The sequence below is a fragment of the Ollibium composti genome (assembly GCF_004801285.1).
In the GTDB taxonomy this organism is placed as follows: Bacteria; Pseudomonadota; Alphaproteobacteria; order Rhizobiales; family Rhizobiaceae; genus Mesorhizobium; species Mesorhizobium composti.
The window spans coordinates 17,796-42,923 of record NZ_SSNY01000004.1 but is presented as its reverse complement, the minus strand read 5'-3'; the positions used below and the strand labels follow the sequence as shown (position 1 = coordinate 42,923).

Genomic DNA, 25,128 nt, shown 5'->3' with positions numbered 1-25,128 from the left:
GGGGCCATGACCAAACTCGACCCTTCTATCAAGGTCCGCCACGAGCCGATGCGCATCGCCGGCAAGAAGGTGGATGCCGACACGGTGTTGGAAGTGCGTTATCCGTGGAACGACACGGTGATCGGCACCGTGCCGGCGGGCAATGCCGAACATGCCCGCAAGGCATTCGAGATCGCGGCGAACTATCAGCCGAAGCTGACCCGCTACGAGCGCCAGCGCATCCTGCTCAAGACCGCCGAGCTGCTGAACGGCCGCAAGGACGAGCTGTCGGACCTGATCACGCTGGAGCTCGGCATCTCCAAGCAGGATTCGCTCTATGAGGTGGGGCGCGCCTTCGACGTCTTTACCCTTGCCGGCCAGATGGTCATCCATGACGATGGCGAGATCTTTTCCTGCGACCTCACCCCGCACGGCAAGCAGCGGAAAATCTTCACCATCCGCGAGCCGCTCAAGGCGATCTCGGCGATCACGCCGTTCAACCATCCGCTCAACATGGTCTCGCACAAGGTGGCGCCGGCCATCGCCACCAACAATTGCGTGGTGGTGAAGCCGACGGAACTGACGCCGATGACGGCGCTGATGCTGGCCGACGTGCTCTATGAGGCCGGCCTGCCGCCGGAAATGCTGTCGGTCGTGACAGGCTGGCCGGGCGATATCGGCGACGAGATGATCACCAACGAGAACATCGACCTCATCACCTTCACCGGCGGCGTGCCGGTCGGCAAGATGATCGCGCAGAAGGCCGGCTACAGGCGCCAGGTGCTGGAACTCGGCGGCAACGATCCGCTGATCATCCTCAACGACCTGTCCGACGACGACCTTGCCAAGGCGGCCGACCTTGCGGTTGCCGGCGCCACCAAGAACTCCGGCCAGCGCTGCACGGCGGTCAAGCGCATCCTGGTGCAGGAGAAGGTCGCCGACCGGTTCGTCCCCATGGTGCTGGAGCGGGCGAAAGCGATCAAGTTCGGCGACCCGCGCGATCCGGCCACCCAGCTCGGCACGGTCGTGCACGAGAAGGCGGCCGCACTGTTCGAGAAGCGCGTCCTGATGGCGGCCGAGCAGGGCGCCGACATCCTCTACAATCCCGGCCGGCAGGGCGCGCTGCTGCCCCCCATCGTCATCGACCGCGTGCCGCATCAGTCCGAACTCGTCATGGAAGAGACCTTCGGCCCGATCGTGCCGATCGTGCGCGCGCCCGACGACGACGACGCGCTGATCGCGCTTTCAAACTCCACCGCCTTCGGCCTGTCGTCGGGCGTGTGCACCAACGACTTCCGCCGCATGCAGAAATACATCGCCGGGCTGAAGGTCGGCACCGTCAACATCTGGGAAGTGCCCGGCTACCGCATCGAGATGAGCCCTTTCGGCGGCATCAAGGACAGTGGCAACGGCTACAAGGAAGGCGTCATCGAGGCGATGAAATCCTACACCAACGTCAAGACCTTCTCGCTGCCATGGGTCAGTTGAAAGCCATACGCATCGCGATGTCCCGAGGGAGCCGCCACGGCTCCCTCGTTTGCGTTTTCACTTGAGGTTCCGGGAGGTTTTCATGGCGCGTCCGCAGCCGGTCATCGTCCACACCGAAGGCGAGTCCAACAGTTCCGCCGCGCGCGGCGTCTGGAACACGAAGCAGGCAGATGCGGCGACAAGGGCGCTGCTCGACCGCGATGCCGCCGCCTTCCTGCACCAGAGCCTCTCCAGCCCCTGCGTGACGGCCATCGCCAAGGCCGAAGGGATCTGGATCGAGGACACGGCCGGCCGCCGCTACATGGATTTCCACGGCAACAGCGTGCATCACATCGGCTATGGCCATCCGAGGCTGAAGGAGGCGATCCGCCGGCAGATGGACGAGCTGCCGTTTTCACCGCGCCGCTTCACCTGCGAGCCGGCGGTGGAACTGGCCGAGACGCTCGGAAAATTGGCGCCCGGCGACCTCGGCAAAGTGTTGTTCACCACCGGCGGCTCCGACGCCATCGAGGTGGCGCTGAAGGTGGCGCGCGCCGCCACCGGCCGCTTCAAGACGCTGTCCTTCTGGGACGCTTTCCACGGCGCCGGTTTCGGCGCGTCGAGCGTCGGCGGTGAGGCGACGTTCCGTTCGGGCATCGCCGGACCGCTTCTGCCTGGCACCGAGCATGTCGCACCCTGGGCGTCGCATAACTGTCCGTATGGTACCAACTCGCTGGAAGAGTCGGCGCGGGCCTGCGCCAACATGATCTCCTATGTTCTCGGCCGCGAAGGGGATTTCGCCGCCGTCGTCGCCGAGCCGATGCGGGCGACGCCGCTGGTGCCGGCGCCGGGCTTCTGGAAAGCGGTGCGCGAGGCCTGCGACCGCCACGGCACGCTCCTGATCTTCGACGAGATCCCGACCGGGCTCGGCAAGACCGGCAAGTTCTTCGCCTCCGAGCATGACGGCGTCACGCCCGACATCATCGTCATGGGCAAGGCGCTTGGCGGCGGCATATTGCCGATCGCCGCCGTCATCGCGCGCCGCGACCTCGACGTTGCCGGCGACTACGCCATTGGCCACTACACGCATGAGAAGAACCCGGTGACGACGCGCGCGGCGCTGACCACCATCGCCATCGTGCGCGAGGAGGGACTGGCCGAGCGCGCCGCCGAGTTGGGAAACTGGGCAATGGACCGGATGCGGGACCTGATGGCGCGCTCGCCCTTCGTCGGCGATGTGCGGGGCAGGGGGCTGATGTTCGGCGTCGAGATCGTCGAGGATGAGGAAACCTTCAAGCCGAACCACACGCTGGCCGAGCGCATCTACTACCGCTGTCTGGAAAAGGGTCTTTCCTTCAAGATCAGCGCTGGCAGCGTGTTGACGCTGTCGCCGCCGCTGGTGATTGCACGAGAAGACCTCGACCGGGCGCTGAGCATTGTCGAGGACGCGGTGCTGGCGGGGTGAATTGAGCTTGCAATGGCTTTGATGAGTTTACCCCCACCCCTAACCCCTCCCCTCAAGGGGGAGGGGGAACTGCCGCGTGCCAAGTCTCTCTCCCCCTTGAGGGGAGGGGTTAAGGGTGGGGGTTCAAACGCGCCGAACTTCGCCGATACGCCAGCCTGTGGTTGCCTTTCATGAAAGCCGTCCGCACCGACGCAGAACTGGAATGTCCGGGCATCGATGCGGGCCTGCGTGCGCGAGGCGTCGAACTGGTGACCGTGCCAGACGGCATTCCGGAAGCCGAGCTCTGCCGGGCGGTCGCCGACGCCGATCTTCTGCTCATGTGCTACACGCCGATCAGCGAAAGGGTGATCGCGGCGGCGCCGAAACTGAAAGGGATCGTCAAATACGGCGTCGGCATCGACGCCATCGACATTCCGGCGGCGATCCGGCGCGGCATTCCGGTCGTCAACGTGCCCGAATATGCCGAGGAGACGGTGGCGGAGGGTGCCTTCGCGCTGATGATCGCGCTTGCCAGACGCCTGCCGGAAATCGGCCGGGCGATGGAGCGGGACGGCTGGGTCTGGCCGGAACAGCGCTGGCTGGGGCGCGACATTTCGGGCTCGACCGTCGGGCTGGTCGGCTGCGGCAAGATCGGCCGATCGATGGCGCGCATGGCAGGGCAGGGGTTTCGCGCCAAGGTGCTGGCCTACAGTCCCCACAGCGATCCCGACGAATTGCGGGCGATCGGCGTGGAGCCGGTGCCCGACCTCAAGGCGATGCTCGCCGCCAGCGACTTCGTCTCGATCCACTGCGTGCTCAACGACGAAACGCGCGGCCTGATCGGCAAGGCCGAACTCGCCTGCCTGAAGCCATCGGCCGTCCTCATCAACGTCTCGCGCGGCGCCATCGTCGACGAAGCGGCGCTGGTCGAGGCAGTGGTCTCCGGCCGCGTCGGCGGCGTCGGCCTCGATGTCTATTCGGTGGAGCCGCTGAAGAAATCTGGCCATCCGATGAGCGCACTGTTCGGCCGCGACAACGTCATCCTGTTTCCACACCTCACCTTCTTCACGCGCGAGGCGATGCGGCGGCTCGAAGACGACACGCTGGCCCGCTGCTTCGAAATCCTCGACGGCCGCCCGGTGACGGTGCGCTCGCGCGACCCGCGCCTTACGGCGCAGACTGCAGGCGTCGTTTTCGGCTGAGCCGACGTTTTCACAGCGCCGCCCTGGAGCGATCCGCCATCATCATCTGTCATGCGCGTGCCATGGACCGGTGCCATCGTGCTTGCACAAATCGATAGGCGGGCGGCCTTTGGCCGGCCGGAGGATACGGTCATCCGTTGAAGAGCGGCTTCATAAGCGAAACTTTCTCCTTCATAAAATAAATAGATTTTACTTATCGATGCCACCCCAACACATTAACCGCCGAGGATGGCCACCGGCCGCGCGGACAGTGCGGCTGACAACAATAAGAACCGCCTTCGGAACACTTTAAAGCGTCAAGCAAAGGAGAGATCATGAAAACGAAATTCGCCTTGGCCGCAATCCTGCTGGCGGCTACAGCCCTTCCGGCACTTGCCGACGAGGGGGTCGTCACCCTCTACAGCGCCGACGGCCTGCATGACGGCGATCCGAGCTGGTACGGGGACCAGTTCGCGGCCTTCACCGAGAAAACCGGCATCAAGATCCAGTTCGTAGAGGCCGGCTCCAGCGGCGTCGTCGACCGGCTGGCGAAGGAAAAGTCCAACACCCAGGCCGACGTGCTGGTGACGCTGCCGCCCTTCATGCAGAAGGCCGCCGCCGACGGTCTTTTGGCCGCCTATACGCCCGACGGCGCCGACAAGATCGACGCGCGCGACAAGGATGCCGACGGCCGCTACTATGCGATGGTCAACAACTATCCGAACTTCATCTACAACACCGAGGTGCTGAAGGAGGCTCCGGCCACCTACGAGGATCTTCTCGACCCGAAGTTCAAGCAGAAGCTGCAATATTCGACGCCCGGCCAGGCCGGCGACGGCACTGCGATGATGCTGCAGGCCTTCCATGCCTTCGGTTCGAAGGAAAAGGGTCTCGACTTCCTGAAGAAGTTACAGGCCAACAATCTCGGCCCGTCGGCCTCGACCGGCAAGCTGACGGCGCTGGTCAACAAGGGCGAACTCTACGTCGCCAACGGCGACATGCAGATGAACACGGCGCAGTCGACCGACAACCCGAACATCAAGATTTTCTTCCCCGCCGGGCCTGACGGCAAGAAGACGGCGTTCGCGCTGCCTTACTACATCGCCCTGGTCAATGGCGGGCCGAACACCGAGAACGGCAAGAAGCTGGTCGATTTCCTGCTGTCCGCCGACGCGCAGAAGGACATCAGCTCCGTCGCCAAGGGCTTTCCCGTCCGCACCGACGTCAAGCCGGACGACGACAATTTCAAGAACCTGAACGCCATGCTGGAGGGAGTAGAAATATGGTCGCCGGACTGGGCCAAGGTGCTGGACAGCCTCAAGGACGACGTGGCAGCCTACAATCAGGCGATCTCGGGCAACTGATGTCCCAGGTGACGGTCATGGAACGGACGCCGCACATCGCGAAGCCTTTCGTGGCGTCCGCCGCTCCCGCTGCATCGGACGGCAGCAGGATCGGCTTCGAGAACGTCTCGGTCACCTATGGCGCACTGACCGTGCTTCATTCGTTCACCCTGACCGTCAATCCGGGCGAGATCGTCGCCCTGATCGGCCCTTCCGGGTCGGGCAAGACCACGGCCCTGCGCGCTGTCGCAGGGTTCGTGCGTCCCTCGGGCGGGCGCATCCTGATCGGCGACCGCGACGTCACCCATCTGGCGCCCTACGACCGCAAGATCGGCATGGTGGTGCAGAACTACGCGCTGTTCCCGCACATGCGGGTCGAGGAAAACGTCGCCTTCGGCCTGCGCGCCCATGGTGCGGCCGAAGACGTCATCAAGAAGCGCGTGCCCGAGTGCCTCGCCATGGTCGGCATGTCGACCTATGCCAAGCGCTATCCGCGCGAACTGTCCGGCGGCCAGCAGCAGCGCGTGGCGATCGCCAGGGCGCTGGCGCCGAAGCCGCAGGTGCTGCTTCTCGACGAGCCGCTGTCGGCGCTCGACGCACAGATCCGTCGTTCGATGCTGGACGAACTGGCCAAGCTGCATCGCGACCTGCCGAACCTGACCGTGCTTTACGTCACCCATGACCAGAGCGAGGCGCTGACGCTGGCCAACCACATCGGCATCATGCGCGACGGCAAGCTCAAGGCCTTCGGCGGATCGCAATCGCTGTTCCGTCATCCGCCGAACCGCTTCGCCGCGGAATTCCTCGGCCGGGCCAACCTGCTTCCGGTGACCGACGTGCAGCCGCTCGACGAGCAGATGGCGAAGGTCCGCTTCGGCGACGTGACGCTGTCGGCGCGCAACCACCATGGGCTGGCCCGGGGAAGCGATTGCCTGGTCTGCGTCAGGCCGCACGATTTCCGGTTCTCGCGCGCATCGGAGCCGAATTCGATTTCGGGAACCGTGCTCAGCGTGCAGTGGCAGGGCGACGTGCACAACATCACTTTCGATGCCGGCGGCGAGACGGTGCGCATGACCTCGGCGCCGATGGCCAATCCGCCGCGCATCGGCGAGATCATCGCGGTGCATTTCGATGCCGCCGAAGTGACGCTGGTGCCGGAGGACGCGAGCCATGGCTGAGGCGGCGATCGCCGCCGCTCCCGCGCCGCGGCTCAGAGTGGACAGCCTTTGGATCGCGCCGCCGCTGCTAATCCTGGCGGTGCTGTTCTTCTACCCGCTCGGCCTGATCGTGCGGGCCTCGTTCGGCGAGGATGCGCCGTCGCTCGCGACCTTCGAGCAGGTTCTGATGTCGAGCCGGTTCCTCGACGGCCTCTACCACACCATCGTCATTGCCGTCAGCGCGACGGCGGGCTGCCTCGTACTGGGTTTTATTCTTTCGCTGATCATCGCCTTCGTGCCGTTTCCCGGCGCCAAGATGGCTGGCCGGCTGATCGATACGGTGATCGCGCTGCCGACATTCCTCGTCACGCTCGCCTTCACCTTCATCTACGGCTCGGCCGGCCTGCTCAACGAAACACTGATGCACGTCTTCAGCCTCGACCTGCCGCCGATCGACTTCCTCTATTCGCAATGGGGCGTGATCCTGGCGGAAATGACCGTCTACACACCCTTCATCATGCGCCCGCTGCTGGCGACCTTCTCGACCATCGACCAGGCGCAGATCGAGGTGGCGTCGAGCCTGGGGGCCAGGCCGCTGCGCATCGTGCGGCAGATCATCCTGCCGGCATCGCTGCCGGCGCTGGTGGCGGGCGGGAGCCTCTGCCTGCTGCTTACCGTCAACGAATTCGGTATCGTGCTGTTCATCGGCGCCAAGGATGTCATCACCTTGCCGCTGTTGATCTATTCCAAGGCGATCCAGGAATTCGATTACACGACCGCCTGCGTCATCGCCGTAGTCAACGTCGTCCTCTCGCTCGGCCTCTACTCGCTCTACCGGCTGGCGATCGCACATTTCGGAGGCCGTCGTGCTGGTCTGGTCTAAACCCTGGCGCATCGCCACCTGGGCGGTCGCGGTGCCGCTGTTCCTGATTATCTACGGGTTGCCGATCGGCGTCATCGTGCTCGCCTCCTTCAGCGGCCAGTGGAACGACATCCTGCCGTCCAACATGACGCTGGTCCATTATTCCAAGGCCTTCCGCAGCGATTCCTTCGATGCGCTGAAGGCGAGCCTCCTGACCGGCGTGATCGCCAGCGGCGCGGCGCTGGTGTGCGGCACCTGGGCAGCACTTGCGCTGCGCAACTTCAAGACCATGCCGAAGAGGGTGCTCGACCTCTTGTTCTTCATCCCCAGCGCCGTGCCGTCGGTCTCGGTCGGGCTTGCCCTGCTGGTCGCTTTCAGCCAGCCGCCTTTCCTGCTCAACGGCACCACCTGGATCGTGCTGATCGCGCATTTCGTGCTGATTTCGGCCTTCACCTACGGCAACGTCACGGCCGGGCTGGCGCGGATCCCGGTCGACTGCGAACAGGTGGCCGAGAGCCTCGGCGCACGGCCCTTCTACCGGCTGCGCCGGGTGACGCTGCCGCTGCTCCTGCCCTATCTGGTCGCTGCCTTCAGCCTGTCCTTCGCGCTCTCGATGGGCGAACTGGGCGCCACCGTGATGATCTATCCGCCGGGCTGGGTGACGCTGCCCGTGCGCATCTTCGCGCTCTCCGACCGCGGTGCGATCTTCGACGCGGCGACGATGGCCACCATCCTCGGCGTCGGAACGCTGATCGTGCTGGCCATTCTGTCGAAAGTTTCCAACAGGGCGGCGGTGCGCTGACGAAGCGAGCCGCCGTGCCGCGTGTCATGATCGGCCGCTTGTAGGGATTCTCAGCCGACCTCGACGGCGACGACAGCCACGCAGTCGCCGGCCTTGACCAGGCCCGGAAAATGCCGCGCCGCCAGCAACCCGTCCATGCGCGAGCGGATGTCCTGCGGCGCGAGACCGGTGCGGCCGGTGCCGTGGATGCGGGCGACGACGGTGCCCTTCTTCACCGGCTCGCCGAGATCGACCATGGTCTCGATCATGCCGTCGTCCTCGGCGAAGGAGAAGCAGTCGCCCGAAGGCATGTCGAGCCAGCGGGTTCGAGTCCTCTCATCCGCACCATTTACGATGCCGGCGTGGCGCAGCACATTCAGGATGCCGTGCCGGGCGATGCGCACGGTCTCGGCGCGAGACGTGCCGCCGCCGCCGAGTTCGGTGGTGACGAAAACCTTGCCCATCTCCTCGGCGGCGGTGTCGTACATGCCGACCGCGTCGATCTCCAGCATCTTCACGGAATAAGGCGCGGAGAAGGCTTCCACCGCTGCGAACGCTTTCGCCTCCTGGTCCTTGTCGGGGAGAATGTGCGCCGCGCAGAACGGCACGAAATCGAGCGTGCGGCCGCCGGAGTGGAAGTCGAAAACGATATCGGCGCGCGGCAGCAGCTGTCGCTGGAAATAGTCGGCGATCTTCTCCGTCACGGTCCCGTCCGGCCGGCCGGGAAAGGCCCGGTTCATGTTGCCCTTGTCGATCGGCGAAGTGCGCGTGCCGGCGCGGAAGGCCGGATAGTTCATCGCCGGCACGACGATGACCGTGCCGGAAACATCCTTCGGCTCCAGCGTGCGGGCAAGCTCATAGAGCGCCAGGGGTCCCTCGTACTCGTCGCCGTGATTGGCACCGGTCAGCAGTGCGGTGGGGCCGCTGCCGTTTTTGATCACGCAGATAGGGATCATCACCGAACCCCAGGCGGAATCGTCGCGGCTGTAGGGCAGGCGCAGGAAGCCGTGCTGGACGCCGTCGCGGTCGAAATCGACGGTGGGGGAGATGGGAGAGGGTCTCGGCATGGCAGGCTAGTCCTTCACCACCAGCTTGCGCGGCACGTTGGCCAGGCATTCCACGCCGGTCTCCGTGATGAGGATGGACTCGGTGATCTCCAGCCCCATCGTCTCCAGCCACAAGCCGGTCATGAAATGGAAGGTCATGCCGGGCTTCAGCTCGGTGCGGTCGCCGGGGCGCAGGCTCATGGTGCGCTCGCCCCAGTCCGGCGGATAGGAAATGCCGATCGGGTAGCCGGTGCGGTTGTCCTTGACGATGCCGTACTTCTTCAGCACCGCGAAGAAGGCGTTGGCGATGTCCTCGCAGGTGTTGCCGGGCTTTGCCGCCGCCAGCCCGGCCTCCATGCCCTCCAGCGTCGCCTTCTCGGCATCGAGGAACGCCTGCGTCGGATTGCCGAGGAATACGGTGCGCGACAGCGGGCAGTGATAGCGATTATAACAGCCGGCGATCTCGAAGAAGGTGCCTTCGCCGGCCTTCATCGGCCTGTCGTCCCAGGTCAGGTGCGGCGCCGAGGCATCCACTCCGGACGGCAAAAGCGGCACGATGGCCGGATAGTCGCCGCCTATCCCGTCGACGCCGCGCGTGCCGGCATCGTAGATCTCGGCGACGAGGTCGCACTTCCTCATGCCGATCTCCATCTTGTCGACGATGCGGGCGTGCATGGCCTCGACGATGCGCGCGGCCTTGCGCATGTAGTCGATCTCGGTCGGGCTCTTCACCGCGCGCTGCCAGTTGACCAGCGCGGTGGCGTCGACGAAGCGCGCGTTGGGCAGGTGCTGCTGCAGCGACGCAAACGCCTTGGCCGAGAACCAGTAATTGTCCATCTCGACGCCGATGCGCTTGTTGCCGAGGCCACGCTCCGTCAGCACGGTGGACAGAAAATCCATCGGGTGGCGCTCGGTCGACTGCACATAGTGGTCGGCATAACCGACGATGTTGTCGTGGGCGAGATAGGCGGTGCGCTTGGCGCCGTTGGCGTCCTGCCCGCGCCCGTACCAGATCGGTTCGCCGTCCGGCGGCACGATGACGGCCTGGTGCACGTAGAACGACCAGCCGTCATAGCCGGTCAGCCAGGCCATGTTCGACGGGTCGGAACAGATCAGCACGTCGACGCCCTTGGCCTCCATGGCCCGCCGGGTCTTGGCGAGGCGTTCCGCATATTCCTCGCGCGTGAATTTCAGGTTGGGTTGCATGTCGCAGTCTTTTCCTCGTTGTCCGGGCTCCCCGCCCGTTGTCAGCTTTCGAAAACGGTCCCGATCCCTGCCGCCTTCGCGCGGTCGCGCGCCAGTGCGGCGATGGCGGTGTCCTGCACGCCGGTGCCGGTGAGATCGGCGACGGTGATGTCGGAGGCGTCGCGCCGGCCGTGTCGCTTGCCGGCAATGACGGCGCCGAGTTCGGCGACGTCTGCATCGGCGGAGATCAGGCCTGCATCGATGGCGTGGTGCAGTTCGCCGAGCCGCCGTGTCTGTTTTGCGCTGTCGGCGACATAGAGGTCGGCCAGCTTGAGGATCGCCGGCGCGATCTCGTTCTTGTGCTCGGCGTCGGAGCCCATGGCGGTGATGTGCTGGCCGGCGGTGACGAAGCCGGCATGGATCAGCGGCTCGGTCGAGGGCGTGGTCGTCACGATGATGTCCGCGCCCGTGACGGCCCTGGCGGCGTCGGTCTCGGCGCGCACCGCGATGCCCAGCTTTTCGCGCAGCTCCGCCGCCGTCCGCTCGGCCTTGAGCCGATCGCGCGCCCAGATGCACGCGCCTTCTATCGGCCGCACCAGCTTCAGGGCCTCCAGTTGAAGACGCGCCTGCATGCCGGCGCCGAAGATCGTCGCGACTGTCGCGTCCGGCCGCGCTAGATGTTTCGCGGCGACCGCGCCGGCGGCTGCTGTGCGCACGTCCGTCAGGTAGCCGTTGTCGAGCAGTAGCGCCTCGACCAGCCCGGTTTTCGCCGAAAGCAGCACCATCATGCCGTTGGTCGAGGGCAGGCCGATCTTGGGATTGTCGAAGAAGCCGGGGCTGATCTTGATGGCGAAGCCGTCGATGCCGGGCACATAGGCCGTCTTCACATCCACTTCGCCATTGTGCTCGGGAATGTCGAGCCTGAGGATCGGCGGCATGGCGACCGGCAGGGTCGCCAGCGCCCGGAAGGCGTTTTCGACGCAGGCGACGGCGTCGAGGTCGAGCCTGACGATCTTGCGCAGGTCCGCTTCCGTGAGGATGGTCATGCGCGTCATGCCGCGCGCTCCCGTGCGTCGCGCCACGTGCCGCAGACGATGGCGCGATGCAGGTCCATGGCGATGTTGCGGCCCGACAGCACCGCCACCGTCGGGCCTTTCGGCCTGACCTTGCCGGCCAGCAGCGCGGCGATCCCGACCGCGCCGGCGCCCTCGACGATTTCTCGCTCCTGTTCGTAAGCGTGGCGGACGCCGGCAGCGATCTCGTCTTCGCTGAGAAGCACGAGGTCATCCAGCAGGTCGCGGCACATGGCGAAGGTCAGGCGATTGTCGAGGCCGATGCCGCCGCCGAGCGAATCCGCCAGCGTTTCCTTTTCCTCGACTTCGATCGGTCGGCCGGCGTCGAGACTGGCCTTCATGGCAGCCCCCCGCGCCATCGAGACACCGATGACGCGGACATTCGGGCGCAGCGTCTTCACCGCCATGGCGACGCCAGCAGCAAGCCCGCCGCCGGAAACCTGGATCAGCAGGGTTTCAACGTCCGGCGTCTGTTCGACGATCTCGGCGCCCAGCGTTCCCTGGCCGGCGACGACCGCGGGATGGTCGAAGGGCGGGATCATCGAAAACCCGTCTTCTGCGACAAGCCGCTCGGCTTCGACCTGTGCTTCGTCCTGGCTCGCCCCCACAATGCGCGCTTCGGCGCCCAGCCGGCGGATTTCCGCCAGCTTGTTTTCCGGTACTAGTTTCGACATGCAGATGACGGCGGGAATGCCGCGCCGCTTGGCCGCCAGCGACAGCGCCCTGCCGTGATTGCCGGTGGAGGCGGCGGTGACGCCGCGCGTGCCGGTCGACAGCAGCGCGACCGCGTTCGAGGCGCCGCGCAGCTTGAAGGAGCCGGTCGTTTGCCGATGCTCCAGCTTGAGCCGGACCGGCACGCTGAATTTTTCGCTGAGCGAAGGCGAGTCGACCGTCGGGGTCACGACGATGTCGGCGGCGATGCGCGCCCGCGCGGCCTCGATGTCGGCAAGGGTGACGAATGCCGTGCCCATGGGATCACGCGAGCCCAAGCGGCAGCGTCATCAGCCGGCCCCATTCGGGATGGGCGGTGTCGTCGCCGCACAGCCTGAGGCAATTCCAGGCGCTCGCCTGGTTGGAGGTGACGACCGGCCGGCCGATGACGCGTTCGATGTCGGCTGCCACAAGCGTGGAACGCAGCGCGGTGCAGGAGATGAACAGCGCTTCCGCCTCCGGATGGGTCGCCTCGCGGGCGAGATCGACAAGTGCTGCCGGCCGGATGCGGGCCATCTCGCGGTCATCCTCGAAGCCGAGGCAGGTGAAGGAGGCGATGTCGAAGCCGTGGCCGGCGAAATAGGCTGCCATCGGCCGGCTGGTTTCCACCGTGTAGGGCGTCAGGATGGAAATACGCTTTGCCCCCAAGGCGCGCAGGCCGCGTATCGCGGCCATCGGCGGCGTCACCACAGGGACGCCCGGCTTGGCCGCCTGGATCGCGGCTTCGATCTCGGCGTCGCCGATCACCACCGAGGCCGAGGTGCAGGAATAGCAGATCGCGTCGAGCGGCTCGTCGGGCAGGATCAGCGCGGCGCCAGCCGTCAGAGCCGGCTGCATTTTTCTCAGGTTTTCCGGCGTGGTCGGATTGGCGTAGGGGATGCGGGCGCCATAGACCCCGATGGTTTCGCTCGCGACCATGCGGCGGAAGTCCACCTCGCTGGTGTGGTCGGTGGCCAGGATGACGAGACCGACGCGTTTTTTCAGCGGACTCGGATCGAGCGGCGGACGCTCGGCGTGGAGACGGATGTCGGACATTGCTTTACCGCTCGATCCTTCCGTAACGGCGTTCCAGCCAACGCAGCAGGATGACCGAGAACAGGCTGATGATGAGGAAGAAGACGCCGACCAGCGTCATCGGCTCGACATACCGGTAGTAAGAGTTGGCGACCAGTTTCGCCTGGTTCATCAGCTCCAGTACGGTGATGGCCGAAAGCAGCGGCGTTTCCTTGAACATGGCGACGAAATAGTTGGCGAGCGCCGGTATCATCGGCGGGATGGCCTGCGGCAGGATGATGTGCGTCCAGGTCTGCCGGGCGCTGAGGTTGCAGGCCTTGGCCGCCTCCCACTGACCGCGCGGCACGTTGTCGATGCCGGCGCGATAGACCTCTGCCGCGTAGGTGCCGTAGTGCAGGCCAAGCCCGATGACGCCGGCCACCAGCGGCGGCAGAAGGATGCCGATGTCGGGCAGGACGTAGAAGATGAAGTAGAGTTGCACGAGCAGCGGCGTGCCGCGGATGAATTCGGCGAAGAAGCCTACCGGTCGGGAAATCAGCCGGTTGGGCGAGCGGCGCAACAGCGCGATCGCGAGACCGACGACGGCGGCTAGCACCGAGCCGAGCAAGGTGGCGAGGATGGTGATCTTGACGCCCTGGATCAGGGTCGGGAGGATCTGCCAGACGAAGTCCCAATCCCATTCCATCGCCGCCCCCTCAGGTCCTGACGCCGTCGAGGCCGCGCGCCATGCGCCGCTCCAGCGTGCGCACGCCCCACGAGATTGCCGACGCCATCGCGAAGTAGAGGATGAGGATGGTGGCGAAGGGAAGCATGGTGTTGCCGGTCTGCGAGCGCACGATGTTGGCCTGGAAGGTCATGTCGGCGAGCGAGATCAGCGAGACGACCGACGTCGCCTTGAGCAGTTCGATGGCGTTGTTGCCGAAGGTCGGCAGCATCAACAGCAGCGCCTGCGGCAGGATGACGTGGCGCATGCCCTGCCAGCGGCCGAGATTGAGCGCCACGCAGGCTTCGTATTGCTCCTTACCGATCGACTGCACGGCGCCGCGCACCACCTCGGCTCCGTAGGCGCCGACGTTCAGGCCCAGCCCGAGCACGCCGGCCTGCAGCGGCGTCAGCTCGAAGCCGGCCAGCGGCAGCACGAAATAGACCCAGAAAAGCTGGACGAAGATCGAGGTGCCGCGGAAGAATTCGATATAGGCCGTTGCCAGCGCGCGCACGGCGAAGAAACGCGACAGGCGTCCCAGCCCGGCGACGAAGGCCATGATCAGCGCCAGCACCGAGCCCATCAGCGTGAGTTCCACGGTGACGAGCGCGCCTTGCAGGATCAGGTAGAGATAGCCGGACCAGTCGGTCATGGGATTTCCGGTTGCGGTGGAGGATTCTTCCTTCTCCCCGTTCACGGGGAGAAGGTGTCACGAAGTGACGGATGAGGGGCAGCGCCAGCTTTGAAAAATTTGCGCCGCCCCTCATCTGCCTGCCGACATCTTCTCCCCGTGAACGGGGAGAAGAAGGCCTTCACTTCGCCGAGCAGAGCTTTTCGGTGGTCGTCGACATCGCCGCCGCCGCCGAGAAGCCATAGGGCTCGATGATCTTGGCGAATTCGCCGGACTTCTTCATCTTCGCCAGTTCGACGTTGAAGGCGTCGCGCAGTGCCGTGTCCTTCTTGTTGAAGGCGGCGCCGTCGCAATAGACCGGCGCGCCCTGAACCGGCGCGATGACCTCGAGGTTCGGGTCGTTGGCCTTCTTCATCAGGTCGTTGATTGATAGCACCGGCAGCGAGTAGGCGTCGATGCGCCCGTCCTGCACCATCTTCAGGCCGCTCTGGCCGTCGGGCACGACGATGACGCGGTCCCGGGGCACGCCGGCGTTGAGCGCCAGCTTCTCCTCGGTGCCGCCGCCGGGCGCGCCGATGGTCGCCGACGTATCCTTGGCGACGTCCTCGTAGCTCTTGAAGCCCTTCGGATTGCCCTTCTTGACCAGCATGGCCTCGGCATCGCACAGCACCGGTTCCGAATAGGCGACCGCAGCGCAGCGTTCCGGCTTCATGAACAGGCCGGCGGTGACGACGTCGAAGCGGCCCGCCTGCAGGCCGGGGATCATCGCGCCGTATTCGGAGATCGACGCCACGACGTCGGCGACGCCGAGCCGCTTGAAAACCTCACGGGCGACGTCGGGCGCGGCGCCCGACACCTTGCCGTCGGCGGCGACGGCCGTATAGGGCGGCTCGTTGGCGATGGCGAGCCGCGCGAAACCCTGTTCCTTCAGTTGTTCCAGCTTGCTGTCGTCTGCCGATCCCGGCGTGGTGGCGGCGAGCGTCGCTGCCACGGCGAGGCCGGCGACGCCGGCCCATGTTGCAAATCTTTTCATCGTTCCCAGCTCCATTGGTTCTTCTTGGTTTGTTTGGGCGGCATATGCGCCCGGCAAAGCGGTCAGACCCGGTGTCCGGCCGCGATGATCTTCTTCAGGAAGGCCTGCGTGCGTTCCTGCTTGGGATGACGGAAAATCTCGTCGGGCTTGCCTTCCTCGACGATCCGGCCTCGATCGAAGAACAGCACCCGGTCGGCGAAATCGTGCGCGAAACCCATCTCATGCGTCACCAGCAGCATCGTCATGTCCGTCTCGGCGGCGAGCTTGCGCATGACGTTCAGCACTTCCTCGACAAGCTCGGGGTCGAGCGCGGAAGTGACCTCGTCGAACAGCATGATCTTGGGCGACAGCGCCAGCGCGCGTGCGATCGCCACGCGCTGCTTCTGCCCGCCGGAAAGCTGCGCCGGCATGTTCTTCGCCTTGTCCGCCATGCCCACCATGTCGAGCAGTTCCATCGCCCGCTTCTCGGCGGCGGCGCGCGGCGTTCCCTTGGTCAGCATCGGCGCCAGCGTGACGTTGTCGAGCACGCATTTGTGCGGGAATAGGTTGAACAGCTGGAAGACCATGCCGATCTTCTGCCGCATCCGCGTCAGGTGCCGCTCGTCCGCCGGCAGGAGCTGGCCGTTGCGCTCCATATGGTAGAGGTGCTCGCCGTCGATCTGGATGTGGCCGCCGTCGATGCGCTCCAGCGTCATCAGGATGCGCAGGATCGTCGTCTTGCCCGAGCCGGAGGGGCCGATGAGCGCCAGCTTCTCGCCGGGCATGACCTGCATCGACAGGCCGTCCAGCACCTTGAAGGCGCCGAAACTCTTGGCGATGGAGTCGATCTTGATGATGGGCGCGGACAATGCGTTCCCCCGTCCTGGAGAAGCTTTGTCCCTAACGATGGGGAAGGTCAGAAATCATGTCAATTGAGAAAATAAAATCATGACAATTTTTCTGATTCCGCACAATTTTGCGGCTGCAAGCGCCTAGATCGCGAGCAGAAGATGCTCCGGATCGCCGAGCAGGAGCTTCGTCACCACGCCGAGACCTGCCTGCAATTCGCCCTCCGTCGTCGAGCCGAGCGAGATGCGCACTGCGGGCTTCCAGGGCGTCTCGGCGATGCGGAACGAGGCGCCGGGGGCGATCGCCACGCCGCGCAGCCGAGCCTGGGCGACGAAGGCTTCCTCGGAGCGGTCGTCCGGCAGTTGCAGCCAGATATGCAGGGCGTCCCGGCATGTGCGATAGGCGACGCCCTGCAGAGCCTCGCTGGCGATCTCATGCCTGCGGCGCAAGGCGTCGCGCTGCCAGCGCACCAGATCCATCGCCGTGCCGTCGGTCACCCATTTGGTGGCGATCTCGGCCACCATGGGCGTTGCCATCCAGTTCGACACGAGGTGCCGGTTGGCGACGGCGGCGGCGTAGCGGTCGGGCGCGACGAGATAGCCGACGCGCAGGCCGGGCACGGTGATCTTGGAAAAGGAGGTGACGTAGAGCGTGCGTTCTGGCGCGAAATAGGCGAGCGGCGGCGCGCGATCCTCAACCAGCGGGCCGAGCACGTCGTTCTCGATGATGGCGATGTCGTGCCGCCGCGCCACTTCCGCCAGCTGCGCGCGCCGCACCGAGCCCATCAGCGTCGCCGTCGGGTTGATGACCGAGGGTTGCACGAAGACCGCGCGGATGTCGGCCAGCCGGCAGGCTTCGTCCAACGCTTCCGGGATCAGCCCGTCGTCGTCGATCGGCAGGCCTTCGAGATGGAAGCCGAGATAGCGCGCCAGCGGCACCAGCGTGTGGTGGCCGATGGCCTCGGTGGCGACGGTGGAGCCGGGAGGGGCTACGCTCATCAGCGCCACCGTCATGCCGGCGGTGGCGCCGTTGGTCAGCGTGACGTTCTGCGGCGAGGCCTCAAGCCCGCAGGTCGCCAGCCATTCCGCCGCCACCGCGCGGTGGCGCGGGAACACCATGTTCGGCCGGAAGGACAGCGCCGAGCTTGCCGGCAGCGCCTCCGCCAGCCAGGCCAGCGCCTGTTTCAGCCGCCCTTGGTGCATCGTCTCGCAGGCCGGCTTCAGGATCGACAGGTCGATCACCTCGCCCGGTCGTTCGGGCAGATAGGGCGGCTCGGGCTCGCGGCGCTGCGTCTGCACGAAGGAACCGCGGCCGATCTCGCCCGACACCAGGCCTCGCCGGATCAGTTCCTCGTAGGCGCGCGACACCGTCTGCACCGACAGTTTCAGCGCATCCGCCAGCGCCCGGTGCGTCGGCAACCGGGCGCCGTTCGCCAGCCTGCCGTCGTGGATGGCGCGGGCGAACTGGTCGGCCAGCGAGAGGTAGGCGGGACGGCGGATAAGCGCCGGATCTGGCTGCCACAATGTCATGACTTATTAGAGATCGAAATCAGTGCAATTGACAATCGAAATCATGCACCCCCATGGTGCGGGCGCACCGAAAAGCGACGCCCATGACCGCACCGAAACTCGACGCCATCGACCTGAAAATCCTCGACGCCATCCAGCGCGACGGCCGCATCACCAAGCTGAAGCTTGCCGAGATGGTCGGGCTGTCGCCGACGCCGTGCTGGATGCGGCTCGCCCGGCTGGAAAAGGCGGGCATCATCTCGGGCTATCACGGCAAGGTGGCTGTGCGCCTGCTGGCGCCGGTCACTACCGTGTTGATGGAAGTGACGCTGGCCAACCACCGGCAGGCGGATTTCGACCGTTTCGAGCGCGTGGTGCGCGACACGCCCGAAATCGTCGCCTGCTGGTCGGTCGGCGGCGGCGTCGACTATCTGCTCAAGGTGATGGCGCGCGACATCGACGCTTACCAGCGGCTGGTCGACGCGCTGCTGGAGCGCGAGATCGGCATCGACCGCTACTTCACCTACATCGTCACCAAGACGGTGAAGGAGGAGGCGGTGCTGCCGGTGGCGGAACTGGTCGGCGACCGGCCTTGAGGCGCGACGGAGAAATCGTTCCGGCTTGGGCCCACCTTTAGAGAATCTCTCTATTGGTGGAGGTTCGAATAGGCTCTTTCTCGGCCCATGGCGACTAGGATCGTGGCGGATCAGGAGTCTCGCCATGTCCGCCCATGCCCATTTCGCCCGCTCGTTGCGCCACGACGCGCTCGACCGCCTGACCGACCGCCGGCTTTATCGCGAACTCGCCTATGTCGACGGGCACTGGACCACAGGTGCTTCCGCCGGCTCTTTCGAAGTCACCGATCCGGCCTCCGGCGCGACGGTCGCCTTTGTCGCTTCGCTCGATGCCGGCCAGACCGGCAAGGCGATCGACGCGGCGTCACGAGCCTTTCCGGCCTGGAAGGCGCTGCTGCCGCGGGAGCGCTCGAAAATCCTGCGGAACTGGTTCGACCTCATCGTCGCGGCGAAGGAAGACCTCGCGTTGCTGATGACGCTGGAGCAGGGAAAACCGCTCGCCGAATCGCGCGGCGAGATCGACTACGCGGCTTCGTTCGTCGAGTGGTATGCCGAGGAGGCGAAGCGGGTGAACGCAGAGAGTGTCACCAGCCATCTGCCAGGCGCGGAAATGATCGTGCGACGGGAGCCGCTCGGTGTCGTCGGCGTCGTTACGCCGTGGAATTTTCCCTCCGCGATGCTGACGCGCAAGGCGGCCGCCGCGCTCGCCGCTGGCTGCACGATCGTCGCGCATCCTTCCTCCGAGACGCCGCTGTCGGCGCTGGCGCTGGCCGAGCTTGGCGAGCGCGCCGGCTTGCCGGCGGGCGTCTTCAACGTCGTCACCGGCGATGCCGCGACCATCGTCGGGCGCCTGTGCGAGGATGCCCGCGTGCGCGCCATGAGCTTTACCGGGTCGACCGAAATCGGCCGGTTGATCGCCGCTCAATGCGCGCCGACGATGAAACGGCTCGTCATGGAACTGGGTGGCCATGCGCCGTTGATCGTTTTCGACGACGCCGATCTCGACAGGGCGGTCAGGATCGCCGTCGACGCCAAGTTCGCGACCTCAGGGCAGGATTGCCTTGCCGCCAACCGCATCTATGTCCAGTGTGGGCTCTACGACGCTTTCTGTGCCGCCTATGCCGCCCGCATCGAGGCGCTGAAGGTCGGCAACGGTCTGGCGGAAGGCACGGAGATCGGCCCGCTGATGCACGAGCGCGCCGTGAAAAAAGTCGAGGAGCAGGTCGCCGATGCGCAGGCGCGCGGTGCGCGGCTTCTCGCCGGCGGCAAGCGGCAGGCGCCCGGCTCGCTGTTCTACCTGCCCACGCTGCTTGCCGATGTGCCGGACGATGCGCTCATCATGCATGAGGAAACCTTCGGGCCGGTCGCCGCGGTCGCGCCTTTCGACAGTGAGGACGAGGTCATTGCCCGCGCCAACGATACCGAATACGGGCTCGTCGCCTATGTCGTCACCGAGAACGGCGCGCGCCAGCGGCGTTTGGCGAATGCGCTGGAATACGGCATGGTGGCCGTCAACCGGGTGAAGATCACCGGCGCGCCGATCCCCTTCGGTGGCGTCAAGCAGTCGGGTCTCGGCCGCGAGGGCTCGCGCCACGGCTTGGAGGCCTTCACCGACCTCAAATATGTGTGCCTCGACCTGGCGTGAGCCGGGCGGCGAAAAAAGGAGAAAACGATGCTCGAACAATCCAACGAACTCGCCGCCTGGGATCGCGACCACTTCTTCCACCCCTCGACCCACATGGGCATGCATGCGCGCGGCGAGATGCCGAACCGCGTCATGGCCGGCGGCGAGGGCGCGACCATCTGGGACACGAACGGCAAGAAGAGCCTCGACGCCTTCGCCGGCCTCTATTGCGTCAATGTCGGCTATGGCCGCCAGAAGATCGCCGACGCCATTGCCGAGCAGGCCAGGAACCTCGCCTACTATCACGCCTATGTCGGCCACGGCACGGAAGCCTCGATCCGGCTCTCCAAGATGATCATCGACCGGGCACCGAAGGGCATGTCCAGGGTCTATTACGGCCTCTCCGGCTCCGATGCCAACGAGACCAACATCAAGCTGATCTGGTACTACAACAACGTGCTCGGCCGGCCTGAGAAGAAGAAGATCATCTCGCGCTGGCGCGGCTATCACGGCTCCGGCGTCATGACCGGCTCGCTGACCGGGCTTGCCGGCTTCCACAACGCCTTCGACCTGCCGCGCGCGCCGATCCTGCACACGGAAGCACCCTACTACTACCGCCGCGAGGACCGCTCGCTGTCGGAGGAGCAGTTTGCCCAATACTGCGCCGACCAGCTCGAAAAGCTGATCGTTGCGCAGGGGCCGGAAACCATCGCCGCCTTCATCGGCGAGCCGGTGCTGGGCACCGGCGGCATCGTGCCGCCACCGAAGGGCTATTGGGGCAAGATCCAGGCGGTGCTGAAGAAATACGATATCCTGCTCGTGGCCGACGAGGTGGTGACCGGTTTCGGTCGGCTGAGCTCCATGTTCGGCTCCGACCACTACGGCATCCAGCCGGACCTCATCACCATCGCCAAGGGACTGACCTCGGCCTATGCGCCGCTGTCGGGCGTCATCGTCGGCGACAAGGTGTGGAAGGTGCTGGTCGAGGGTTCCGACAAGCTCGGTCCCATCGGCCATGGCTGGACCTATTCGGCGCATCCGATCTGTGCGGCGGCCGGTGTCGCCAATCTCGAACTGATCGATGAGCTGGATCTGGTGAAGAACGCCGGCGAGACCGGCGCCTATTTCCGCAAAGGGCTGACTGACGCGGTCGCAGGGCATAAAAATGTCGGCGACGTACGCGGCGAGGGCATGTTGGCCGCGGTGGAGTTCGTCGAGGACAAGGACGACCGCAAGTTCTTCGATGCCGCAAAGAAGATCGGCCCGCAGGTGGCGGCCGCCCTCGCGACAAGCGGCGTCATCGGCCGCGCCATGCCGCAGGGCGACATCCTCGGCTTCGCCCCGCCGCTCTGCCTGACCCGCGAGGAGGCGGATACGGTCGTTGCCAAGACCGTCGAGGCGGTGAAGGCCGTGCTCGGCTGAGCCAAGGCTCAGGCGCCTTCCGAAACGGGACCGGGCAATTTCCGCCGCCTTGTGGCGGCGGACGGATGTTCGCTCTTCGAGGGGCGATGGAACTGGAATGGCGTTTGTCCGTTCCGCTCCATTCCGCTGCAAGGAGACGGATATGGCCCCGCGTCCGGCCTGGAAGGGTTATCTCAAACTGTCGCTGGTTACCTGCGCGGTGGAACTCACCAATGTGGTCACCCATGCCGAAAAGGTTTCCTTCCACGTCATCAACCGCAGAACCGGGAACCGTGTGAAGCGCATCTATGTCGATGCCGAAACCGGCAAGCCGGTGGAGGACGAGGACGAGATCAAAGGCTACGAGGTCGAGAACGGCGACTACGTCCACATCGAGGACGACGAGATCGAGGCGGTGCAAGTCGAGTCCTCCAACATGCTCGCCCTCGACGGCTTCGTCGACAAGGCTTCGATCCAGCAGATCTATCTCGACACACCCTATTATCTGTCGCCGGCCGACAAGGTGTCCGAGGATGCCTTCGCCGTCATCCGCGAGGCGATGGCGGCGAAAAAGAAGGCGGGGCTTGCCCGCATCGTGCTCTACCGCCGTGAACGGCCCGTGGTCATCGAGCCGCTCGGCAAGGGTATGGTGCTGACCACGCTGCGCTACGACAGCACGGTGCGCCAGCCCGATACGGTGTTCGACGAGATCAAGGCGGTCAAGCTCGACAAGGAGATGATCGAGCTCGCCCAGCATATCATCGACAAGAAGGCGACGAAATTCGATCCGTCCGGGTTCGACGACAAATACGAGGAAGCGCTGATCGAACTGATCCGCGCCAAGAAGGCCGGCCGCAAGGCGCCCAAGGCCAAGGCGGTGAGCAAACCGTCCAACGTGGTCAACCTGTTCGATGCCCTGAAGAAGAGCCTCGCCGCCGACAACGACGCCGAAGCGGGTTCGGTCAAGGCGACCAAGGCATCAAGCAAGAAGGCGCCGGAGCCGAAGGCGAAACCGAAGCGGAAATCGGCTTAAGGGCGGGCCATGGCCGAGCAAGCCCTGGAAAAATATCGCGCCAAGCGCGACTTCTCGAAGACCGCCGAACCGGCCGGCAAGGTGCAGCGCCGCCAGGCAAAGGCTGGCGAGGGCGGCATCTTCGTCATCCACAAGCATGCCGCGACGCGCCTGCATTACGACCTGCGCCTCGAGCACGGCGGCGTGCTGTGGAGCTGGGCGGTCACGCGCGGCCCCAGTCTCGACCCGCACGAGAAGCGGCTGGCGGTCCATGTCGAGGATCATCCGATCGACTATGCGCCCTTCGAGGGCACGATCCCGAAAGGCGAATATGGCGGCGGCTCGGTGATCGTCTGGGACGAGGGCACCTGGGTGCCCGAGCACGATCCGGCCGCCGGCATGAAGAAAGGCCATATCGACTTCGAGCTGTACGGCGAGAAGCTTTCCGGCAAGTGGCATCTGGTGCGCCTGAAGCCGCGTGCGGGCGAAAAGAAGGACAACTGGCTGCTGATCAAGTCCGACGACGCGGCGGCACGGCCCGGCGAGGACATCCTGAAGGAGCGGCCGGAATCGGTGAAGTCCGGCCTTACCGTCGAGGAGGTGGGCGAGGGCAGGGCGGCCAAGGGAAAGAAGCCGCAGGTCTGGCATTCCAACAAGCCGGCGACGGGCAAAGCAGCGCGCAAATCGGCATCGAGGCTGCAGTTTGTCGAGCCTGCGCTGGCGACGCTGGAGCGCGACGCCCCGTCGGGCAAGGAATGGCTGCATGAGGTGAAGTTCGACGGCTATCGGATGCAGGCTGCAATCGCCGGCACCGAAATCCGCCTGCTCACCCGCAAAGGACTGGACTGGACCGAACGCTTCGGCGGCGAAATCCCGGCGGCTCTTGCCCGTCTCAAATGCGCCGACGCCATAATCGACGGCGAGATCGTCGTTCTCGGCGGCGACGGCGTGTCGTCGTTTTCCCTGTTGCAGGCCGACCTGTCGGCCGACCGGACGGACCGCATGATCTACTACGTCTTCGACCTCTTGCGGCTGGACGGCGAGGACCTGCGCGACGAGGCGCTGGTCGAGCGCAAGGAGCGGCTCTCCGAATTGCTGGAGCCGCTGGGCGACGACGGCCCGGTGCGTTTTTCCGACCATTTCGTCGAGCCGGGCAAGGTCATGCTGAAGCATGCCTGCCGCATGGGGCTGGAAGGCGTCGTTTCCAAGCGCGCCGACGCGCCGTACCGCTCCGGCCGCACCGGCGTCTGGATCAAGTCGAAATGCACCCAACGCCAGGAATTCGTCATCGGCGGCTATCTGCCTTCCGAAAAGACCGGGCGCGGCCTGCGCTCGCTGCTCGTCGGCTATCACGAGGGCGACCGGCTGCGCTATGCCGGCCGCGTCGGCACCGGGTTTTCGGCCAAGGCCGGCGACGATCTCAAGAAGAAGCTCGACGCGCTGAAGGCGAAAAAATCACCCTTCGACGCCAAGGTGCCGGGCGGCAAGGGGCTGGTCTGGGTCGAACCCGATCTGGTCGCGGAAGTGGAGTTCCGTTCCTGGACGGCCGATCGTATCATCCGCCACGCCTCGTTCCAGGGACTGCGCGAGGACAAGCCGGCCGAAGAGGTCGTGCAGGAAGAGCCGAAGGCGGTCTCCGGCAAGGATAAGGCCGGGCAGGGCGCTTCAACCACCAGGGACGCGGCTCCGAGAGGGAAGGGGAAAACCGTCGTGAAGACAGGGATAAAGCTTACCCACCCCGACAAACTCCTGTGGCCCGAAGAGAAGGTGTCGAAGCAGGCCCTGCTTGAACACTACGACCTGGTCTGGCCGCGCATGAAGCCGTTCGTCGTCAACCGGCCGCTGGCGCTGGTGCGCGCGCCGGACGGCGTCGGCGGCCCGCGCTTCTTCCAGAAGCACGCCTCGGCCGGCATGAGCGAAAAAATCTTCAAGTCGAAGGACCCCGAAGACAATGAGGAAATCCTCTATGTGAAGGATTTCGACGGCATCGCGGCGCTGGTGCAGATGGGCGTGGTGGAAATCCATGTCTGGGGCTGCACCGTGGACAAGATCGACACGCCCGACCAGATCGTCTTCGACCTCGATCCCGACGAGGGCGTTGCGGTCGATAGGGTGCGGCAGGCGGCGCTCGACATCCGGGACAAGCTGGAGGAACTGTCGCTGCCGGTCTTCGTCAAGACATCGGGCGGCAAGGGCTATCACTTGATGGTGCCGCTGAAGCCGAAGGCCAAATGGGATGCGGTGAAGGGTTTCGCCCATGATTTCGCCCGCGCCATGGAGCAGGCCGAGCCGGACCGCTATACGGCGACGCTGTCGAAGAAGGCGCGCACGGGGCGTATCTTCATCGACTACCTGCGCAACGGCCGCGGCTCGACCACGGTCGCGCCCTATTCCTCGCGCGCCAAGAAGGGCGCGACCGTTTCCATGCCGGTGACGTGGACGGAAATCGAGGACGGCCTGCCGCCCAACGCCTTTCCGATCGGCGACAAGACGACGCTGAAGCGCCTGGCGGGCGACGATCCGTGGAAAGGTTTCTTTGCGGCCGGCAAACCGTTGAAGCTGGGGTGAGC

The 25,128-nt window shown here is 65.4% G+C and carries 22 protein-coding genes; 12 read left to right on the top strand and 10 right to left on the bottom strand.

All coding sequences use genetic code 11. From position 1 onward, the window contains the following. Nucleotides 1–6: 6 nt before the first annotated feature. From phnY to E6C48_RS08360, 7 genes are all read left to right on the top strand, one after another. On the top strand, nt 7–1,467 hold the full coding sequence (gene phnY, locus E6C48_RS08390) for a phosphonoacetaldehyde dehydrogenase (protein WP_136356043.1): 1,461 nt from the start codon (nt 7–9) through the stop codon (nt 1,465–1,467). Between the two features lie 82 nt (nt 1,468–1,549). After that, nucleotides 1,550–2,911, top strand: a complete 1,362-nt coding sequence (gene pbfA / locus E6C48_RS08385; protein WP_136356041.1) for a (R)-1-hydroxy-2-aminoethylphosphonate ammonia-lyase — start codon at nt 1,550–1,552, stop codon at nt 2,909–2,911. Nucleotides 2,912–3,081: 170 nt separating this feature from the next. Next, the gene (locus tag E6C48_RS08380; RefSeq protein WP_136356039.1) at nt 3,082–4,092 is read left to right on the top strand and encodes a 2-hydroxyacid dehydrogenase; all 1,011 of its coding nucleotides are present in this window, start codon (nt 3,082–3,084) and stop codon (nt 4,090–4,092) included. Nucleotides 4,093–4,406: 314 nt separating this feature from the next. Further along, nucleotides 4,407–5,435 (top strand): 2-aminoethylphosphonate ABC transporter substrate-binding protein, encoded by a 1,029-nt coding sequence (locus E6C48_RS08375; RefSeq protein WP_136356037.1) that lies wholly within the window; start codon nt 4,407–4,409, stop codon nt 5,433–5,435. Continuing rightward, a complete protein-coding gene (locus E6C48_RS08370) occupies nt 5,435–6,592 on the top strand; it encodes an ABC transporter ATP-binding protein (protein WP_168734485.1) in 1,158 nt (385 codons plus the stop codon). Before E6C48_RS08375 ends, E6C48_RS08370 begins: the two co-directional genes overlap by 1 nt. After that, the gene (locus E6C48_RS08365) at nt 6,585–7,454 is read left to right on the top strand and encodes a 2-aminoethylphosphonate ABC transporter permease subunit (protein WP_136356035.1); all 870 of its coding nucleotides are present in this window, start codon (nt 6,585–6,587) and stop codon (nt 7,452–7,454) included. The genes E6C48_RS08370 and E6C48_RS08365 overlap by 8 nt, the downstream gene beginning before the upstream one ends. Then, nucleotides 7,438–8,235, top strand: coding sequence for an ABC transporter permease subunit (locus E6C48_RS08360; protein ID WP_136356033.1), 798 nt, complete (start codon nt 7,438–7,440; stop codon nt 8,233–8,235). Before E6C48_RS08365 ends, E6C48_RS08360 begins: the two co-directional genes overlap by 17 nt. Nucleotides 8,236–8,285: 50 nt before the next feature. On the opposite strand, the gene doeB is transcribed toward E6C48_RS08360, so the two are convergent. The 10 genes from doeB to ehuR all read right to left on the bottom strand — a co-directional run bounded on the left by doeB (nt 8,286) and on the right by ehuR (nt 17,967). After that, on the bottom strand, nt 8,286–9,281 hold the full coding sequence (doeB, locus tag E6C48_RS08355; protein ID WP_136356031.1) for a N(2)-acetyl-L-2,4-diaminobutanoate deacetylase DoeB: 996 nt from the start codon (nt 9,279–9,281) through the stop codon (nt 8,286–8,288). A gap of 6 nt (nt 9,282–9,287) precedes the next feature. Continuing rightward, the gene (gene doeA, locus E6C48_RS08350) at nt 9,288–10,466 is read right to left on the bottom strand and encodes an ectoine hydrolase DoeA (protein ID WP_136356029.1); all 1,179 of its coding nucleotides are present in this window, start codon (nt 10,464–10,466) and stop codon (nt 9,288–9,290) included. A gap of 41 nt (nt 10,467–10,507) precedes the next feature. Next, entirely contained in the window at nt 10,508–11,500 is a 993-nt protein-coding gene (gene eutC, locus E6C48_RS08345; protein ID WP_136356027.1) for an ectoine utilization protein EutC, read from the bottom strand. Then, nucleotides 11,497–12,489 carry a hydroxyectoine utilization dehydratase EutB gene (eutB, locus tag E6C48_RS08340; protein ID WP_136356025.1) on the bottom strand — a complete coding sequence of 331 codons (993 nt, stop codon included), beginning with the start codon at nt 12,487–12,489 and terminating at the stop codon, nt 11,497–11,499. Before eutB ends, eutC begins: the two co-directional genes overlap by 4 nt. 4 nt (nt 12,490–12,493) lie before the next feature. Then, nucleotides 12,494–13,264: an ectoine utilization protein EutA gene (gene eutA, locus E6C48_RS08335; protein WP_136356023.1), complete on the bottom strand. Its 771-nt coding sequence runs from the start codon at nt 13,262–13,264 to the stop codon at nt 12,494–12,496. Nucleotides 13,265–13,268: 4 nt separating this feature from the next. Further along, nucleotides 13,269–13,928: an ectoine/hydroxyectoine ABC transporter permease subunit EhuD gene (gene ehuD, locus E6C48_RS08330; protein WP_136356021.1), complete on the bottom strand. Its 660-nt coding sequence runs from the start codon at nt 13,926–13,928 to the stop codon at nt 13,269–13,271. Nucleotides 13,929–13,938: 10 nt separating this feature from the next. After that, nucleotides 13,939–14,598 carry an ectoine/hydroxyectoine ABC transporter permease subunit EhuC gene (gene ehuC, locus E6C48_RS08325; protein ID WP_136356018.1) on the bottom strand — a complete coding sequence of 220 codons (660 nt, stop codon included), beginning with the start codon at nt 14,596–14,598 and terminating at the stop codon, nt 13,939–13,941. A 160-nt stretch (nt 14,599–14,758) separates the two neighbouring features. Next, on the bottom strand, nt 14,759–15,610 hold the full coding sequence (gene ehuB, locus E6C48_RS08320) for an ectoine/hydroxyectoine ABC transporter substrate-binding protein EhuB (RefSeq protein ID WP_136356016.1): 852 nt from the start codon (nt 15,608–15,610) through the stop codon (nt 14,759–14,761). A gap of 62 nt (nt 15,611–15,672) precedes the next feature. Then, on the bottom strand, nt 15,673–16,458 hold the full coding sequence (ehuA, locus tag E6C48_RS08315; protein ID WP_136356014.1) for an ectoine/hydroxyectoine ABC transporter ATP-binding protein EhuA: 786 nt from the start codon (nt 16,456–16,458) through the stop codon (nt 15,673–15,675). Nucleotides 16,459–16,581: 123 nt separating this feature from the next. Then, nucleotides 16,582–17,967 carry a MocR-like ectoine utilization transcription factor EhuR gene (ehuR, locus tag E6C48_RS08310; protein WP_136356012.1) on the bottom strand — a complete coding sequence of 462 codons (1,386 nt, stop codon included), beginning with the start codon at nt 17,965–17,967 and terminating at the stop codon, nt 16,582–16,584. A gap of 83 nt (nt 17,968–18,050) precedes the next feature. Between ehuR and E6C48_RS08305 the strand changes: the two genes are divergently transcribed. The 5 genes from E6C48_RS08305 to ligD all read left to right on the top strand — a co-directional run bounded on the left by E6C48_RS08305 (nt 18,051) and on the right by ligD (nt 25,126). Further along, nucleotides 18,051–18,542 (top strand): Lrp/AsnC family transcriptional regulator, encoded by a 492-nt coding sequence (locus E6C48_RS08305; RefSeq protein ID WP_136356010.1) that lies wholly within the window; start codon nt 18,051–18,053, stop codon nt 18,540–18,542. Nucleotides 18,543–18,666: 124 nt separating this feature from the next. Then, nucleotides 18,667–20,166: an NAD-dependent succinate-semialdehyde dehydrogenase gene (locus E6C48_RS08300; RefSeq protein ID WP_136356008.1), complete on the top strand. Its 1,500-nt coding sequence runs from the start codon at nt 18,667–18,669 to the stop codon at nt 20,164–20,166. 27 nt (nt 20,167–20,193) lie between these two features. Beyond that, entirely contained in the window at nt 20,194–21,567 is a 1,374-nt protein-coding gene (locus tag E6C48_RS08295; protein ID WP_136356006.1) for an aspartate aminotransferase family protein, read from the top strand. A gap of 142 nt (nt 21,568–21,709) precedes the next feature. Beyond that, nucleotides 21,710–22,579 carry a non-homologous end joining protein Ku gene (gene ku, locus E6C48_RS08290; protein ID WP_136356004.1) on the top strand — a complete coding sequence of 290 codons (870 nt, stop codon included), beginning with the start codon at nt 21,710–21,712 and terminating at the stop codon, nt 22,577–22,579. 9 nt (nt 22,580–22,588) lie between these two features. Continuing rightward, the gene (ligD, locus tag E6C48_RS08285; protein WP_136356002.1) at nt 22,589–25,126 is read left to right on the top strand and encodes a DNA ligase D; all 2,538 of its coding nucleotides are present in this window, start codon (nt 22,589–22,591) and stop codon (nt 25,124–25,126) included. The last annotated feature ends 2 nt before the right edge of the window (nt 25,127–25,128 follow it).